Genomic DNA, 17,070 nt, shown 5'->3' with positions numbered 1-17,070 from the left:
TTAGACTCCCCAAGTGTAACGGGCCCAGAAGCCACCCATTACTTCAAATTTTGCAAGGAATGCGATCAGCACGACCCAGATCAGCGAGAGCGGCAAGAAGACTTTCCAGCCGATCCGCATCAGTTGGTCGTAGCGGTAGCGCGGGGTGATGGCCTTCACCATGGCGAACATAAAGAAGCAGGCCATCATCTTAAGGATCATCCACAGGATGCTGTCAGGCAGACCGGGGATCGGGGACAGCCAGCCGCCCAAGAACAGAAGCGACACCAGCGCGCACATCAGCACGACGGCCATCAGCTCGCCGATCATGAACAGCAGGAAGGGCGTGGACGAATATTCAACCTGATAACCAGCGACCAGTTCCGATTCGGCCTCTGGCAGGTCGAACGGCGGACGGTTGGTTTCAGCCAGCGCCGAGATGAAGAACAAGAACAGCATCGGGAAGTGGGCGACCCAGTACCACGACAGCAAACCAGCGCCGCGCTGCGCCTCGACGATGTCGCCAAAGTTCATCGACCCGGTCGAGATGATGATACCGATGATGATCAGGCCAAGCGAGACTTCATAAGAAATCATCTGCGCGGCAGACCGAAGGGATCCAAGGAACGGATACTTAGAATTCGACGCCCAACCGCCCATGATCACGCCGTAGACTTCCAGCGAAGACACGGCAAAGACGAACAGGATCGCGACGTTGATATCCGACAGCACCCAACCGGTGTTGAAGGGAATCACCGACCAGGCAATGACTGGCAAAACAAAGGACAGCAGCGGCGCAATGAAATAGACCGCCTTGTCAGCGCCCGCAGGCACGACGATTTCCTTGACGATATACTTTAGAAAGTCGGCAAAAGACTGCAGCACGCCCCAAGGGCCCACCACGTTCGGGCCGCGACGCATCTGCACAGCAGCCCAGACCTTACGGTCCGCATACATCAGCATGGCCAGCGCCAGCAAAAGCGGGATCAGCAGCAGCAAACACTGCCCCAAGATCAACAGGACGATGCCCGTGTTCGTCGTGGTGAAGAAGTTGACCATAATTCCCTCTGACCCTTCGTCCTTCAGACCGTCGGTATGCCCGACGTTCCGCAATCTGCAACCGTTACTACCGCGTCAATCGTCGCCAATCCGCGCGGCAGGTCCGACGAGATGGTGTAAACAGCATCCGCGCCCCAAGTGCCACCCTCTTCGGTGACGTTCGTGCGCACCAAACGCGCAAAACTGTAACCTCGGATTAACGCATATTGCGCCGCAGCACATTGCGCATATTTTTCCACCGCATCCGGTGTCGCGGCCCCTGTCAGGGCCACGTTAAAGTTCACAAGATCCCCGTCCAGCAAGCTGGTCCGGACACCCAAATACGTCGGCCCACCTGGCGCGGCCTGCGGTGGCACGCAGCCCGCCAGCAGCAAGGCCGCAACAACGGCGGGCCGCATCATGTTCACTCGGCCGCGATCTTTTCCGCGCCGCGCAGTTTGGCGTTCGCGCTCAGCTCTGCCATCAGGCTAGAGGCCCGTGCGATCGGGTTGGACAGATAGAAGTCCTTGACCGCATAGCCGAAATCACCGCTGCCCAGCGTACCCGCGTCCAGCGCAGCGCCTTCGTTCGCAGCGACCACGTCGATCTGGCCCAGATGCGGGTGCGCCGCAATCAAGGTCCGGCGCAGCGCGGCCAGCGAATCAAACGGCAGGACAGCGCCCAGCTCTGCGGACAAAGCCCGCAGAATCGCCCAGTTTTCCTTAGCCTGCCCCGGAGGGAAGCTGGCGCGCATCGCAAGCTGCGGGCGCCCTTCGGTATTCACGAACAGACCGTTTTCTTCGGTGTAGGCCGCAGCCGGCAGGATCACATCAGCGCGGTGCGCCCCGCGATCGCCGTGGCTGCCTTGGTAGATCACAAAGGCACCGGCAGCGATTTCGACTTCGTCTGCGCCAAGGTTATAGATCACCTCTGCACCGTCGATCGCCGCAGTGATGCCGCCATCGGTCACAGCGCCCACATCCATCGCGCCAACACGGCCAGCGGCAGTGTGCAGCACCAGAACTTTGCCGCCAGCGCTTGCGGCGATCTGTGCGGCATGGCCCAAAACAGCCTCGCCGTCAGAGCCGGTCAATGCGCCCTGCCCCACGATCACAAGCGTGCCTTTGCCAGCGTGGTCCTGCTTTGCAAAGTCGGTCAGCGCGTCGCGGCCTGTGCCGCCTTCGATGACGTCATAGGTCAGATCGACTGGCGTGCCAAAGCGCGTCACGTCACCGCCCCGCGACCACGCGCGGCGCAGGCGGCTGTTCAGCACAGGGGCTTCAACGCGGGGGTTGGTGCCGATCAGAACGATGTTCTGCGCGGTATCAATGTCCGCAATCGTCGCCGTGCCGACATAAGCTGCGCGGTTGCCCGCAGGCAGCTGGGCGTTATCGGTGCGGCATTCGACGTTGCCGCCCAGACCTTCAACCAATTGCTTCAGCGCAAATGCTGCCTCAACGGGGGCCAGATCGCCGACCAGACCGGCCACCTTTTTGCCCGTCATCGCAGCAGCAACAGCGGCCAGCGCCTCTGGCCAGTCGGCTTTACGCAGCTTGCCGTTTTCGCGGATGTAAGGGGTATCCAGACGCTGCTTGCGCAGACCGTCAAACACAAAGCGGGATTTGTCGTTGATCCACTCTTCGTTCACTCCGTCATGGTTGCGCGGCAAAATGCGCATCACGTCACGGCCTTTGGTGTCCACGCGAATGTTCGATCCCAGCGCGTCCATCACGTCGACAGATTCGGTCTTCGACAGCTCCCACGGACGGGCGGTAAAGGAATAAGGCTTCGACACCAGCGCGCCCACTGGGCACAGGTCAATGATGTTGCCCTGCATGTTGGACGCCAGCGTTTCGCCCAAATAGGACGTGATCTCTGCATCTTCGCCGCGGCCTGTCTGGCCCATCTGGTGGATACCTGCGACCTCGGTCGTGAAGCGGACGCAGCGCGTGCAGGAAATGCAGCGCGTCATGTGGGTTTCGACCAGCGGTCCAAGGTTCAAATCCTCGGTCGCGCGCTTTGGCTCGCGAAAGCGGGAAAAGTCGACGCCATAAGCCATCGCCTGATCCTGCAGGTCACATTCACCGCCCTGATCGCAAATCGGGCAATCCAGCGGGTGGTTGATGAGCAGGAATTCCATCACGCCCTCGCGGGCTTTCTTCACCATCGGCGAATTGGTCTTCACCACAGGTGGCTCGCCGTCTTTGCCGGGGCGCAGGTCGCGGACCTGCATGGCGCAGGATGCGGTCGGTTTCGGCGGGCCGCCGACGACTTCGACCAGACACATGCGGCAGTTGCCAGCGATGGACAGACGTTCGTGATAGCAGAAACGCGGGATTTCGATTCCCGCGATTTCGCAGGCTTGAATGAGCGTCATCGCCCCTTCAACCTCGATCACTTGACCATCAATGTTGATTTTGCGCAGATCGGACATGAACGCCTCCGGCTTCCGGACCCAAGCCCGGCCACAAGAAGCCGGGTGTTTGGATGGCGTTCTAACCCGTTGCGAACGCGTATGCCAGACGCAGCGACGCTTTTTTCGCCGCTGCTTGCCCGCGTCTTAGTGAAGCAAGCGGCCAACGCCTGTATTCTTGCCCATCTGGTCGCGTCCGACGGTGCAATACGTCTCTTCCACGCCGGGGGTCACACCCAGTTGGACCAGCTGCGCACGGGCAATACCCTCTAGGCGCTTCTTCTCGGGCTTGTTGTCGACATAGGCGTCGATTTCGCTGTTGGAATAGCCCAGCTCGCGCGCGCGGGATTTCAGGTTCAGCAAGGTTGTGATGCCGCGCAGGGTCCGCGCATCAATGCTGCCGCATTTTTCGCTGATCTCATAGGCCATGCCGACCACCAGCAAACCGTTGCGGATTTCAGCCTCGTCCTTAAGGGCGGCCTGCGCGCTGCCCGCAGCCGTCAAACCCATCGCCAAAACGGCGGCACTCATCAGAAAATTGCGCATGTCTCTGCTCCTGTAGGGCGGGAACGTGATGTCCCGTTGACGTTCTACATTGGGCCAGCGGGCGTGTTATGCAATATCGCCCGGATGATTGTGGGTGACAAACCCCTTGTTTTCATGCGTCCGGTGCAACGTGCGCGGCACCGAACGCAGGCCCGGATGGGCTTACTTCATGCTCGAGTCAAACACCGGCTCTGCTGGCGGTGTGAATGTGACAGGGGACATCGGCTCTGGCTGTTTGGCACAGGCAGCAGCAAGCAAGACGGTCGCGATCAAAGCGTATTTCATTAGATGCATCCTCAATAACCCGATTATATGCGATGCGACATCCAGCGGACGGGATAAGCCAAAGGCGCAAACGGTCAAAGCGACCATCGCGGATCACGATAGATGCGGCAGCGGTTTAGTCGAGCCGGCGCGCGATAGATTTATCACGCCCTGTCATGCAAAAAGCACGCCCCGGGCGGCACTTGGGCGGCTTTACGCCGCAACGCAAAACGCCGGCCCAAAGGCCGGCGTTTGCAAGAATGTCGCTTATTCCGCGGCGATCGGTCCGCGCTTGTGGCGGATGCGGTCTTCGATCTCTCCGCGGAAGTTGCGGATCAGACCTTGAATCGGCCAAGCCGCCGCGTCGCCAAGGGCGCAAATTGTGTGGCCTTCGACCTGTTTGGTCACGTCCAGCAGCATGTCGATTTCATCGACCGAGGCATTGCCCTGCACCAGACGTTCCATCACGCGCATCATCCAGCCCGTACCTTCACGGCATGGCGTGCACTGGCCGCAGGATTCGTGCTTATAAAACTTGGACAGACGCCAGATCGCTTTGATCATGTCGGTCGACTGGTCCATCACGATGACCGCCGCCGTCCCCAGACCCGACCGCTGTTCGCGCAGCCAGTCGAAATCCATGATCGCGTCTTCCATCTGCTCTGCCGTCAGGCAGGGCACGGACGATCCGCCGGGAATCACAGCCTTCAGGTTCTTCCAGCCGCCGCGGATACCGCCGCAATGCTTGTCGATCAGCTCTTTGAACGGGATCGACATCTCTTCTTCGACAACGCAGGGGTTGTTGACGTGGCCGGAAATCGCAAACAGCTTGGTGCCCGCGTTGTTCGGCCGGCCCATACCCGCGAACCAAGCGCCGCCACGGCGCAGAATCGTCGGCACAACCGCAATTGATTCGACGTTGTTCACCGTCGTCGGGCAGCCATACAGACCTGCGCCCGCAGGGAATGGCGGTTTCATCCGCGGCATACCCTTTTTGCCCTCAAGGCTTTCCAGCAGCGCAGTTTCTTCGCCGCAAATATAAGCGCCCGCACCGTGGGCGACATAGATGTCAAAATCCCAGCCAGAGCCGCAGGCATTTTTGCCCACTAAACCCGCGTCATAAGCTTCATCAATCGCGTTCTGCAGCGCTTCTTTTTCGCGAATATATTCGCCGCGAATGTAGATGTAGCAGGCATGCGCTTGCATCGCGAAGCTGGCAATCAGGCAACCTTCGATCAGCGTATGCGGATCGTGGCGCATGATTTCGCGGTCTTTGCAGGTGCCCGGCTCTGATTCGTCAGCGTTCACAACCAGATAGGACGGACGACCATCCGATTCCTTTGGCATGAACGACCATTTCAGACCGGTCGGGAAACCCGCACCGCCCCGGCCACGCAGGCCAGAGGCTTTCATCTCGTCCACGATCCAGCCAGCGCCCTTGCCAAGAATGTCCTTGGTTCCGTCCCAATGGCCACGCGCTTGTGCGCCTTTCAGCGAACGGTCGTGCATCCCATACAGGTTGGTAAAGATGCGGTCCTGGTCTTTCAGCATTGGATCATCCCTTGAAAGCTGGGGCTGTAACAGCGGCGCAAAGCGGCGCGGCACAAATCAATTACGGGTCTTCTGCCAGATTTTCAGCGTGACAGCCAGTGACCAAATGAACGCAGCCATCGACACCAGATACATCAAAATTTCATACTTCGGCGCAATTCCAGTCTGCGCCACAATCCAAGGGGCCAGCATCGCCAGCACCCCGGCCAACGCGATCACGACAGCGGCGATGCGCCCCTGCCGTGCCGTGTTATCATCATGTCTATGCGTCATAATTTAGTAAACGCCGCCTTTTCCAACCTTAGAAGAAAACTCAGTCTCGCCGCCGGCCGCAAGAACCTGCGCCTGCGCGATCCATGTATCGCGGCTGACGCGGCCTTTGAACCCTTTCAGGTTCTGATCCATCCAAGCGACCTCGGTTTCGGACCAGCTTGCAATCTGGTCGAAATGGTAAACGCCCATCTCGTGCAGCAAGGTTTCCAGTTTCGGGCCGACACCTTTGATTTCTTTCAGATTATCGCCGCCGCCATCGCGCGGGGCAGTCAACATCTCAGGCTTGATCGACGGACCCGCTGTCGCTTCTGCGTCGGGCAAAGCCTGCGCCTCTGACGCGCCTTCCGCACCCGGGTGGGCCACCGGGGCCGCATCGGCGTCCGGCATAGCGTCTACGGCAGAGGCACCTTCATATCTCCAGCTGCCCTTACGGCTGGCCAGTTCGTCTTGCCCAGCAAGGCGGGCTGAAGGTTTCAAAACGGACCCGGTGTCCGCAGCAGGGGCCGCCGTTTCGACGCCGTCGCCCTGCCCCGCATCAACGACTGGGGCAGCAACAGGATCAGTCGCGACAGGGCTCGCTGCAACAGGACTGGCAACAGGCGCAGCAACAGGGGCTGGATCCTGCGTCACAACCGCATCATCGCTTCGCCCCATCAGCCAAAGGATTACCGCGACGATCAGGCCGATGATCAGCCCCGTCATCACAGCCCCGGGAAATCCGAACCGCAGCAGCAGATAGCATAAGGCCGCGACCACAAGTCCCGTGATCGCGGCAATTTTTAGGATGCGCTTTTCGCGTGTAACGGTGTTGTTCATCTGTCCCTCCGTGCGGCGGTCTGGCAGGACCGACGTCAGTTTAATTTCGGACAGCCTGCACGTGGCACGGACAGCCCCCCAAGGGGAATGTTAGCCACTTTTTCACCACTCACAAAGATTATCGTGCAAATCAGGCAGATTAGGCGCCAACAAGGCCCTTTGCCTGATTGACCCAGTCTTCGCGCTCGATCCGGCCTTTGAACTTCAGACGGCTATCGACCCAAGCAATCTCTGCCGGTGTCCAATTCGCAATCTGGTCAAAATGCCAAAAGCCAAGCTCTTGCAGGATGCCTTCGATCTTGGGGCCAACACCATTCATTCGCTTCAGATCATCGCCCTTGCCGCCACGCGGCTCGGTCAGTGTCAGCGGCTTTTCCTCAGCGACAGGTTCCACGGCGACGCCGCTCTCGGCCTTAACCGCAGTCTTCGCGGCGGGCGCAACGCTGCCCTCTTTCGGCTTACCCTTGCGCTGAACGCCAGCGGCTTCGCCCTCTGCCTCTGCCACACCGTCAGAGGAATCGCCGCGATCACGCGGCGCTTCTGCCTCGCTTGCCGTGCGGCCGCCTTGGGTCCCATCGGGGCCAGCGGGCGGCATCATGTCGTCGCGGACGGGCTTGCCGCCCGTCTTGGACAGGTTCCACGGCGTAAGCAGCGGCACTTCGGTGCCGTCGATCCGCTTGATCGTGTCGCCAATATCCACGGCCAGTTGGGCGCTGGCGTTATACTGATGCTTACCGCTTTCGTGGTCCTTCAAGCTGGTCAGGCCAGACTTCGGCTCAGAGCCATAGCGGCCATTTTGCGGGCCGGGCACGGGGACGCGGCCAGCGGCCATTTCGTCGATGATCTCGGCCAGCTTTTCGGCGGTTAGGTCTTCGTAGTAATCCTTGCCGATCTGCGCCATCGGCGCGTTGGCGCAGGACCCAAGGCATTCGACCTCTTCCCACGAAAACTTGCCGTCGGCGGACAGCTGATGCGCTTTTGGCGCGATCTTGTCCTTGCAGACGCTGATCAAGTCTTCGGCGTTGCAGATCATGCAGGACAGCGTGCCGCAGACCTGAATATGTGCAACGGATCCAACGGGTTGCAGCTGGAACATAAAGTAGAATGTCGCGACCTCTAGGACGCGAATGTATTCCATGCCCAGCAGGCGCGCGACGTATTCAATCGCGGGCCGTGTCAGCCAGCCATGCTGTTCCTGCGCACGCCACAGCAGCGGAATAACCGCGCTGGCCTGACGCCCTTCGGGGAACTTCGTCATCTGGCCTTCTGCCCAAGCCAAGTTGGCTGGAGTGAACTCAAAGCTCTCGGGCTGGTCGTGGTAAAGGCGTCGCAGCATATCAGGGTCTTCCGGTCTACTCAGGCGCCGCCGCCGTCATGGCGGGGCGCGTCATTGGGGTCAGATGCAGCGGTCGCTGGTCACACGGATTGCACCGTCGCCAGAGGTTTCCACCCGGCCTTCGGCCTGCAGTTGCGGCGTCAGCTGAACCAGTTCTTCGCGGCTGATCGTCGCCTGCGTCAGAACCGCACCGACATTGTCGGCCGTCAAGGCGCAGCCATTGGATTCAATCGCGCCAACAAGGCGTTCTTTCGCGGTCAGCACGGCAGGCTGCGGCGTGGCGACAGGCACCGGGTTCGCCGGCAGGTTGTTGCCCAGCGGACGAATGCCCGTGCCACTGCTGGCGCAAGCGGCCAGCGACAATACGGCGACGGCGGAAGCGATACGTGCGATCATCGGTCAATCTCTCCGAAAACGACGTCCATGGTGCCGATAATGGCGGCCACGTCAGCCAGTTGGTGCCCAGTTGCAATATAGTCCATCGCCTGCAAATGCAGATAGCCCGGCGCGCGGATCTTGGCGCGATATGGCTTGTTGCTGCCGTCAGCGACCAGATAGACGCCGAATTCACCCTTCGGTGCCTCGACCGCGGCGTAAACCTCGCCCGCGGGCACGTGAAAGCCTTCGGTATAAAGCTTGAAGTGGTGGATCAGGCTTTCCATGTCGGTCTTCATCGCGTGGCGCGTCGGCGGGGTCATCTTACCGCGGGCCATGATGTCACCCTTTTCATGGCGCAGCTTTTCGCAAGCTTGGCGCATGATGTGGATCGACTGGCGCATCTCTTCCATGCGGACAAGGTAGCGATCATAGCAGTCGCCGTTCTTGCCCACGGGGATCTGGAATTCGAACTCGTCGTAGCACTCGTATGGCTGCGCCCGGCGCAAATCCCATGCCAGACCAGAGCCACGGACCATCACGCCGGAAAAGCCCCAGTCCTGAATGTCCTGCTCTGTCACCACGCCGATGTCAGCGTTACGCTGCTTGAAAATGCGGTTTTCCGTCAGCAGACCGTCGATGTCGGCCAGCACCTTGGGGAATTCCACACACCATGCGTCGATATCCTCGACCAACTGGTCGGGCAGATCCTGATGCACACCGCCGGGGCGAAAGTACGCTGCGTGCAGACGTGCACCGCAGGCGCGCTCATAGAACACCATCAGCTTTTCGCGCTCTTCAAAGCCCCACAGCGGCGGGGTCAGCGCGCCAACGTCCATCGCCTGCGTGGTCACGTTCAGCAGGTGCGACAGGATGCGGCCAATTTCGGAATACAAAACGCGGATAAGCTGCGCACGGCGCGGCACTTCGGTCTTGGTCAGACGCTCGATGGCAAGGCACCAAGCGTGTTCCTGATTCATCGGGGCCACATAATCCAGCCGGTCGAAATACGGAAGGTTCTGCAGGTAAGTCCGCGATTCCATCAGCTTTTCAGTGCCGCGGTGCAGCAGGCCGATATGCGGATCGCACCGCTCTACAATCTCGCCGTCAAGCTCTAGCACCAGACGCAAAACGCCGTGCGCCGCAGGGTGTTGCGGGCCGAAGTTGATGTTGAAGTTCCGGATCTTCTGCTCGCCCGTACGCGCGTCCGTGGACCCGTCGTCATAGGTGTTCACGCGAATATCGCCGTCCATCATTTCGCTGCTCCCTTGGAGACATGGCCATCCGGCGCAACCTTGTCGTCGCCGGGCAGAATATACTCGGCACCTTCCCAAGGCGACATAAAGTCGAACTGGCGGTATTCCTGAACAAGGCTCACCGGCTCATAGACAACGCGCTTTTGCACTTCGTCATACCGCACTTCGGTGTAACCCGTCGTCGGGAAATCCTTGCGCAGCGGGTGGCCACGGAAACCGTAGTCGGTCAGCAGACGGCGCAGGTCCGGGTGGCCGGAAAACAGGATGCCGAACATGTCGAACACTTCGCGCTCGAACCAGTTGGCGGACGGGTGCACGGTGATGATCGACGGCACCATCTCGTCCTCGCGCACGTCGACTTTCAGCCGGATGCGCTGGTTCTGGTACATCGACAAGAAGTGATACACGACCTCGAACCGCTTGGGCCGCTGGGGGTGATCCACAGCCGTGATATCGACCAGCGACGAAAACCGGCAGGCCGCATCCGTTTTCAAAAACTCGACAAAGCCCACAATGTTGGACAGCGCGACTGTCACGGTCAGCTCGTCATGGGCAACAGCCCACCCCAGCACGCAATCGTGGCGCTTCAATTCCAGGTGCTGGCCAAGTTCGTTCAAAGCGTCAGACATAAGATCCCCTTAGCGGACGATGTTGCCGGTACGGCGGATTTTACGTTGCAGCTGCAGGATACCATACAGCAACGCCTCTGCCGTCGGCGGGCAGCCTGGCACATAGATGTCAACCGGAACGATCCGGTCGCAGCCACGCACCACGGAATAGCTGTAGTGGTAATAACCGCCGCCATTCGCGCAGGACCCCATGCTGATCACGTAGCGCGGCTCTGGCATCTGGTCGTACACTTTGCGCAGCGCTGGTGCCATCTTGTTGGTCAGCGTGCCTGCCACGATCATCAGGTCAGACTGACGCGGGGATGCGCGCGGCGCGGTGCCAAAGCGTTCCAAGTCGTAGCGTGGCATGGACGTGTGCATCATCTCGACCGCGCAGCAGGCCAGACCAAAGGTCATCCAGTGCAGCGATCCGGTGCGCGCCCAGTTCACAATGTCAGCGGTGGACGTGACAAGGAAACCCTTGTCGGTCAATTCGCGGTTCAGCGCTTGCGTTGCGACCTCGCGGTCGGGTCCGACTTGCGTCCCGGTCATCACTCCCATTCGAGAGCTCCCTTCTTCCACTCATAAGCAAAGCCTGCGGTCAGCACGGCCAAGAAAACCATCATCGACCAGAAACCGGTCATCGAAATGTCTTGGAACGCGACGGCCCAAGGAAACAGAAACGCGACCTCTAGGTCGAAAATGATGAACAGGATCGACACGAGGTAGAATCGCACATCAAATTTCATCCGCGCATCATCGAATGCGTTAAAGCCGCATTCATAAGCTGACACCTTTTCAGGGTCGGGATTGCGCACAGCAAGCAGGGCAGCTGCCAGTATCAGAATAAGGCCTAACGCAATGGCAAGGCCCAGAAAAATCATGATCGGCAGGTATTCGTTCAGCATCGATTCCAAGGGGTGATCCTTTTCCCGTGGCACCCGGTAGCGAACGGCCGGGCGCGGCTGGGGTCACACTTAAACCCGTGCCCCGGCAGGGTCAACCAACCCGCCGCCTGCCGCTCCGCTTTGTCGCGGGGGTCAGGTGCGGGGTTTAGGCGGCATCCTCGGGTGCCAGTGTCACCAGCGCGACGCCTGCCTTGACCTGATCGCCCGCCGTCACCGCGACCTGCGCCACGATCCCGCTGCGCGGTGCGCGCAGGACGTGTTCCATTTTCATCGCCTCTAGCACGACCATGCGGTCGCCTTCTGCGACGCTTTGCCCCTCGGTCACCGCCACCGCCGCCACCAGCCCGGGCATTGGCGACAGGACGACATCGCCCCCCGGCCCCGCACCGCCCCGCGCCAGCGGATCAGGCAGATCAAGCGTGAACGGGTCCGCACCAAACACGGTCACCGCCGCGCCGTGCCGCAAGGCGTGCGGCATCAGCGCGCCATCTACCCGCCAGTTCGGGCCGGCACGCCGCAGCTGCACGATCTGCTCGCCCACCTGCACATCCCAGCCGCCCTGCGCCGCTGTGACCAAAACGCTTTCTTCGCCGATAAGCACCCGCTGCGGCGCGCCCTGCCACAGGGCAAAGCCTTGCCACGGCGCACCCCGGTCCAGCCCCGCCGCAATCAACGCGGCATAGGCCAGCCTTTGCGCGCCCGGCACGGCGGATGCCGCCAATTCCGGCATCCGCCCAATCAGCCCGGTATCCATCGTGCCCGCCACAAAATCCGGCGCGGCCGCTAGCCGCTGCAAGAACCCAAGGTTCGTCACCGTCCCCGCCACCTGCGTCTGCGCGAGGGCCGTGGACAGCGCCGTCAGCGCCGCCCCTCGGTCCGGGCCGTGCACCGTAATCTTGGCAATCATCGGATCATACCAAGGAGAGATTTCGCTACCCGCCGCAACGCCGCTATCAATGCGCGCCAGCGCCGGAAAGTGCAGCGCAGCCAAGGTGCCCGTCGCAGGCAAGAACCCGGCGGGCACGTCTTCTGCATAAAGCCGCGCCTCGAACGCGTGGCCGGTGATCTGCAACTGATCCTGCCGCAGCGGCAAAGCCTGCCCCGATGCGACGCGCAGCTGCCAGTCCACCAGATCAACGCCAGTAATCGCCTCTGTCACCGGATGTTCGACCTGAAGGCGCGTGTTCATCTCCATGAACCAAAAGCCGTCCGTGCGCAGGCCGTTCTTGCCGTCGACGATAAATTCGATCGTGCCCGCGCCACTATAACCAATCGCCCGCGCCGCCTTGACCGCCGCGTCGCCCATCGCGGCGCGCACTGCGTCCGTCATGCCCGGCGCTGGCGCTTCCTCGATCACCTTCTGATGCCGCCGCTGCAAGGAACAGTCACGCTCGAACAGATGCACCGCATCCGTGCCGTCGCCAAAGACCTGCACCTCGATATGCCTTGGCTGCTGGATATACTTTTCGATCAGCACATCGGCGTTGCCAAAGGCGGTCCGCGCCTCGGCCTTGGCGCTGTCTAGTGCATCCGCGAAATCCGCGGCCGCCTCGACCAGACGCATACCTTTGCCGCCGCCGCCCGCCACGGCCTTGATCAGCACCGGATAGCCGATCTTGCCCGCCTCAGCGGCCAGCACATCGGCGCTTTGATCCGCGCCAAGGTATCCGGGCACCACCGGCACCCCCGCCTTGTCCATCAACGCCTTTGCGGCATCCTTAAGCCCCATCTTGCGGATCGCATCCGCAGACGGGCCGATAAACACCAGCCCAGCAGCCGTGACCGCATCCACAAACCCCGGATTTTCCGACAGAAAACCGTAACCCGGATGGATGCCCTGCGCGCCCGTATCCAGCGCCGCCTGTACAATCAGATCGCCGCGCAAATAGCTATCCGCCACCGGCGCAGGCCCAAGGCGCACCGCCTCGTCCGCCATGCGCACATGCAGCGCATCCGCATCGGCGTCGGAATAGACCGCCACCGTGGCCACGCCCAGCTTTTGGCAAGAGCGGATGATCCGGCAGGCAATCTCGCCCCGGTTCGCAATCAGAACCTTGTTAAACATCGCACATCCCCCCGTGCAGGCGCGTCATGTCCCCTGCGAAAATCATCACATCCGGAACACGCCAAAGCGTGTCTCCTCGATGAGCGCATTGCAGCTGGCCGCAAGGCTCAAGGCCAGCACCGCCCGGCTTTGACGCGGGTCAATCACCCCGTCATCCCAAAGCCGCGCAGATGCATAAAGCGGATCGCTCTGCTCAGCGAACTGGTCCAGCACCGGCTGCTTGAAGGCAGCCTCCTCCTCTGCCGACCACGCCTCGCCGCGCCGCTCCATGCCGTCACGCTTTACCGTCGCCAGCACGCCCGCCGCCTGTTCGCCGCCCATTACAGCGGTGCGCGACGTGGGCCACGTCCACATGAAGTCCGGGCTGTAAGCCCTTCCTGCCATGCCATAATTTCCCGCGCCGTAGCTGCCGCCGACCACCATCGTGATCTTGGGCACTTTGGTCGTCGCAACAGCCGTGACCATCTTGGCCCCGTGCCGCGCGATCCCCTCGTTCTCGTATTCGCGCCCGACCATAAAGCCGGTGATGTTCTGCAAAAAGATCAACGGGATCCGGCGTTGAGAGCACAGTTCAACAAAATGCGCCCCCTTTTGCGCCGCCTGACTGAACAGCACCCCGTTATTCGCCACAATCCCGCAGGGCCAGCCGTCAATATGCGCAAATCCCGTCACCAGCGTCTCGCCAAAACGGGCTTTGAACTCGTCAAAGCGCGAGCCGTCGACGATCCGGCGAATAACCTCGCGGATGTCATAGGGCGTACGCAGATCCGCCGGGATCACGTCGAACAGGCTATCCGGATCAACTGCAGGAACTTCGCTTTGCAACCGCTTGATATCGCCCGTATTCCGAGCAGAGATCGAGGCAACCGCCTGCCGCGCCAAAGCCAGCGCATGGGCGTCATCCTCGGCCAGATAATCCGCCACGCCAGACAGGCGCGTATGCACATCGCCGCCGCCCAATTCCTCAGCTGACACCACTTCGCCCGTCGCCGCCTTGACCAAGGGCGGCCCCGCGAGGAAGATCGTTCCCTGTTCTTTCACGATGATCGACACATCGGCCATCGCCGGGACATAGGCACCGCCCGCCGTGCAGGACCCCATGACCACTGCGATCTGCGCAATCCCCGCCGCCGACATATTCGCCTGATTATAGAATATGCGGCCAAAGTGGTCGCGGTCGGGAAACACCTCGTCCTGATTGGGCAGGTTCGCCCCGCCGCTGTCCACCAGATAGACGCAAGGCAGCCCGCAGCGCGCCGCAACCTCTTGGGCGCGCAGGTGTTTTTTCACGCTGACGGGGTAATAGGTGCCGCCTTTTACGGTCGCATCATTGCACACGACCATGACCTGCACGCCGCTGACCCAGCCGATCCCCGCGATCACACCAGCCCCCGGCGCGTCGCCGCCATACATGCCATGCGCCGCCGTCACGCCGATTTCCAGCCAGCTTGACCCCGGATCAAGCAGGTTGGCGACCCGTTCACGCGGCAGCATCTTGCCGCGACTGACATGCCGCTCCCGCGCCCGCGCGCCCCCGCCCGCCATCGCCGTGGCGGCCGCATGCGCCACGCGGTCCAGCGCCTCCATGTGCGCGGCGCGGCTCATGGCCGGTCCATATCGCGCAAATCCAGCGCACGGCTGGCGGTCATCGTCATTTCGCAATTCGCTGCCACAACACCTCTGATGGTCCCGCCCTCCCAGACTTTGTAACGCAAGCCGCAATCGGCATCGCGGTATGCGATCCACGCTCTTTGCGCATCGCGCAGCGCGATCTTCAGCTCTGCATTCGTCACCGCGCCACCAGCCCAGCCGCGGGCGCTGAAATTGCGCTGAAGCCGCGTGTATTCCTCGTTCAGCATGTCATCCCAAACCGCCGTCTCTGCCATGATGCATTCCGTCATCCCGATGGTCGTGCTGCCCCCATCCTGATCTTGGCAGACGTTTGCAGCAGCCCCAAGGCAGTCCGGATAAATCGCACCAATGGGCGTATCCGCAAAGCAGGCCAGCACATCGCCCCGGTCGACTCCCAAGTCCTGTGCCATTACTGGCAGCGCGTGTAATGCTGCAATCACAACGGCATATCGACCGATCTTCATGTTCAAGACTCCTGTTATGCTTGCGGCCCGGACCGCTCGAACACTTCGCCACGGTTCCCCATGACATAGGAAAACTCACGCCCATCCGCCGCGTGGCACACCACGATCATCCGCGCATCCGGATGCGCCGTCGCCGCACAATCTGTCCGCTGCGCACCCGGCCCCGCCTCTGTCAGATACCGCGCCGCGGCCTGTTCGATGATCGCCGTGTCATCCAATGGCTGCCCCAGCCGCAGCCCCAGATACCCGGTCAGCACAACCAGCGCGGCCAGCGGCGCGAAAAGGCGCCAGCGGGTCATCCCACCGCGGCCATCAGCTCGCGGCCGACCAGCATCCGGCGGATCTCACTTGTGCCGGCCCCGATCTCCATCAGTTTGGCGTCCCGGAACAGCCGGGCGACGGGCGCGTCGGCCATAAAGCCCGCCCCGCCCAGCGCCTGCACGGCCTGATGCGCCTGCTTCATCGCCTCTTCGGACGCGTACAAACAACACGCCGCCGCATCCGCCCGCGTGACCGTGCCCCGGTCGCAGGCCCGCGCGACCTCGTAGACATAGGCGCGGGCAGAGTTCATCGCGGTGTACATATCGGCGATCTTGCCCTGCATCAGCTGGAACGACCCGATCGGCTGGCCGAACTGCTTGCGCTGCGCAAGGTAAGGCATCACCTCGTCCAGACAGGCGGCCATGATCCCCAGGCCAATGCCCGCCAGCACCACCCGCTCGTAATCCAGCCCCGACATCAGCACGCGAACACCCTTGCCCTCTTCGCCAAGGACGTTTTCAAAGGGCACCTCGACATCGTCAAACACCAGCTCTGCCGTGTTCGATCCGCGCATCCCCAGCTTGTCGAAATGGGCGCTGGTGCTGAACCCTTTCATCTCTTTCTCGATCAGGAACGCCGTAATCCCTTTGGACCCCGCCGCCTTATCCGTCTTGGCATAGACCACCAGCGTATCCGCATCCGGCCCGTTGGTGATCCAGTATTTCGTCCCCGACAAACGGTAATGATCGTTGCGCTTCTCGGCAGCCAGCGACATCGACACCACGTCCGATCCAGCGCCAGCCTCGCTCATCGCCAGCGCGCCGACATGTTCGCCGCTGACAAGACGCGGCAGATACTTGGCCTTTTGCGCGTCGGTTCCATTCAGCTTGATCTGATTGACGCATAGGTTCGAATGCGCACCATACGACAGCGACACCGACGCACTCGCCCGCGCGATTTCCTCGACCGCGACGGTATGCGCCAAATAGCTCATCCCCGCGCCGCCGTACTGCTCTGGCACCGTGACACCCAGCAGCCCCATCTCGCCCAGCTCGCGCCACAGCGTCGGGGGAAAGGCGTTTTCGCGGTCAATCGTCGCCGCCATCGGCTTTATCCGGTCCTGCGCCCAAGCATGCACCATATCGCGCAACGCATTAGCATCTTCACCCAGATCGAACGTCATAGAGCCGTGGAACATTGCCGCGCATCCTTTATTGAACACTTGTTCAATTGTTAGGCCATGCCCCGCGCGCAGGTCAAGCCTCTTGCATCATCCCCTGCGCAA

At 61.4% G+C, this 17,070-nt stretch carries 19 protein-coding genes; all 19 read right to left on the bottom strand.

The window, feature by feature from the left end:
* The 19 genes from nuoH to BM131_RS06420 all read right to left on the bottom strand — a co-directional run bounded on the left by nuoH (position 1) and on the right by BM131_RS06420 (position 16,983).
* The gene (nuoH, locus tag BM131_RS06505) at positions 1 to 1,038 is read right to left on the bottom strand and encodes an NADH-quinone oxidoreductase subunit NuoH (RefSeq protein ID WP_090187312.1); all 1,038 of its coding nucleotides are present in this window, start codon (positions 1,036 to 1,038) and stop codon (positions 1 to 3) included.
* Positions 1,039 to 1,061: 23 nt separating this feature from the next.
* Entirely contained in the window at positions 1,062 to 1,439 is a 378-nt protein-coding gene (locus BM131_RS06500; RefSeq protein WP_090187309.1) for a hypothetical protein, read from the bottom strand.
* Positions 1,440 to 1,441: 2 nt separating this feature from the next.
* On the bottom strand, positions 1,442 to 3,451 hold the full coding sequence (gene nuoG, locus BM131_RS06495; RefSeq protein ID WP_090187307.1) for an NADH-quinone oxidoreductase subunit NuoG: 2,010 nt from the start codon (positions 3,449 to 3,451) through the stop codon (positions 1,442 to 1,444).
* 126 nt (positions 3,452 to 3,577) lie between these two features.
* Positions 3,578 to 3,976: a DUF5333 domain-containing protein gene (locus BM131_RS06490; RefSeq protein ID WP_090187304.1), complete on the bottom strand. Its 399-nt coding sequence runs from the start codon at positions 3,974 to 3,976 to the stop codon at positions 3,578 to 3,580.
* Positions 3,977 to 4,138: 162 nt separating this feature from the next.
* Positions 4,139 to 4,261, bottom strand: coding sequence for a hypothetical protein (locus tag BM131_RS20655; RefSeq protein WP_281245313.1), 123 nt, complete (start codon positions 4,259 to 4,261; stop codon positions 4,139 to 4,141).
* A gap of 246 nt (positions 4,262 to 4,507) precedes the next feature.
* Complete coding sequence (gene nuoF, locus BM131_RS06485) at positions 4,508 to 5,791, bottom strand: NADH-quinone oxidoreductase subunit NuoF (RefSeq protein ID WP_090187301.1); 1,284 nt, start codon at positions 5,789 to 5,791, stop codon at positions 4,508 to 4,510.
* 57 nt (positions 5,792 to 5,848) lie between these two features.
* The gene (locus BM131_RS06480) at positions 5,849 to 6,064 is read right to left on the bottom strand and encodes a DUF5337 domain-containing protein (protein WP_090187299.1); all 216 of its coding nucleotides are present in this window, start codon (positions 6,062 to 6,064) and stop codon (positions 5,849 to 5,851) included.
* A 3-nt stretch (positions 6,065 to 6,067) separates the two neighbouring features.
* Entirely contained in the window at positions 6,068 to 6,880 is an 813-nt protein-coding gene (locus tag BM131_RS20225) for an NADH-quinone oxidoreductase subunit E (protein WP_175499209.1), read from the bottom strand.
* A 139-nt stretch (positions 6,881 to 7,019) separates the two neighbouring features.
* Positions 7,020 to 8,216 (bottom strand): NADH-quinone oxidoreductase subunit E, encoded by a 1,197-nt coding sequence (locus tag BM131_RS06470; RefSeq protein ID WP_090187296.1) that lies wholly within the window; start codon positions 8,214 to 8,216, stop codon positions 7,020 to 7,022.
* Positions 8,217 to 8,276: 60 nt separating this feature from the next.
* Positions 8,277 to 8,612 carry a hypothetical protein gene (locus tag BM131_RS06465; RefSeq protein ID WP_090187294.1) on the bottom strand — a complete coding sequence of 112 codons (336 nt, stop codon included), beginning with the start codon at positions 8,610 to 8,612 and terminating at the stop codon, positions 8,277 to 8,279.
* Complete coding sequence (locus tag BM131_RS06460) at positions 8,609 to 9,847, bottom strand: NADH-quinone oxidoreductase subunit D (protein WP_090187291.1); 1,239 nt, start codon at positions 9,845 to 9,847, stop codon at positions 8,609 to 8,611. Before BM131_RS06460 ends, BM131_RS06465 begins: the two co-directional genes overlap by 4 nt.
* On the bottom strand, positions 9,844 to 10,476 hold the full coding sequence (locus BM131_RS06455; protein ID WP_090187289.1) for an NADH-quinone oxidoreductase subunit C: 633 nt from the start codon (positions 10,474 to 10,476) through the stop codon (positions 9,844 to 9,846). Before BM131_RS06455 ends, BM131_RS06460 begins: the two co-directional genes overlap by 4 nt.
* 9 nt (positions 10,477 to 10,485) lie before the next feature.
* Positions 10,486 to 11,016: a NuoB/complex I 20 kDa subunit family protein gene (locus BM131_RS06450; protein WP_175499207.1), complete on the bottom strand. Its 531-nt coding sequence runs from the start codon at positions 11,014 to 11,016 to the stop codon at positions 10,486 to 10,488.
* The gene (locus tag BM131_RS06445) at positions 11,007 to 11,372 is read right to left on the bottom strand and encodes an NADH-quinone oxidoreductase subunit A (RefSeq protein WP_090187287.1); all 366 of its coding nucleotides are present in this window, start codon (positions 11,370 to 11,372) and stop codon (positions 11,007 to 11,009) included. Before BM131_RS06445 ends, BM131_RS06450 begins: the two co-directional genes overlap by 10 nt.
* Positions 11,373 to 11,508: 136 nt before the next feature.
* A complete protein-coding gene (locus tag BM131_RS06440) occupies positions 11,509 to 13,428 on the bottom strand; it encodes an acetyl/propionyl/methylcrotonyl-CoA carboxylase subunit alpha (RefSeq protein WP_090187285.1) in 1,920 nt (639 codons plus the stop codon).
* A 45-nt stretch (positions 13,429 to 13,473) separates the two neighbouring features.
* Positions 13,474 to 15,033 carry a carboxyl transferase domain-containing protein gene (locus BM131_RS06435; protein ID WP_090187283.1) on the bottom strand — a complete coding sequence of 520 codons (1,560 nt, stop codon included), beginning with the start codon at positions 15,031 to 15,033 and terminating at the stop codon, positions 13,474 to 13,476.
* Positions 15,030 to 15,524, bottom strand: a complete 495-nt coding sequence (locus BM131_RS06430; protein WP_090187281.1) for a lysozyme inhibitor LprI family protein — start codon at positions 15,522 to 15,524, stop codon at positions 15,030 to 15,032. Before BM131_RS06430 ends, BM131_RS06435 begins: the two co-directional genes overlap by 4 nt.
* Before the next feature lie 14 nt (positions 15,525 to 15,538).
* Entirely contained in the window at positions 15,539 to 15,823 is a 285-nt protein-coding gene (locus BM131_RS06425) for a hypothetical protein (protein WP_090187279.1), read from the bottom strand.
* Positions 15,820 to 16,983 (bottom strand): isovaleryl-CoA dehydrogenase, encoded by a 1,164-nt coding sequence (locus BM131_RS06420; RefSeq protein ID WP_090187276.1) that lies wholly within the window; start codon positions 16,981 to 16,983, stop codon positions 15,820 to 15,822. The genes BM131_RS06425 and BM131_RS06420 overlap by 4 nt, the downstream gene beginning before the upstream one ends.
* Positions 16,984 to 17,070 lie beyond the last annotated feature (87 nt).

The sequence above is a fragment of the Loktanella salsilacus genome (assembly GCF_900114485.1).
Classification (GTDB): Bacteria; Pseudomonadota; Alphaproteobacteria; order Rhodobacterales; family Rhodobacteraceae; genus Loktanella; species Loktanella salsilacus.
This window is presented reverse-complemented; position numbering and strand designations above follow the sequence as displayed.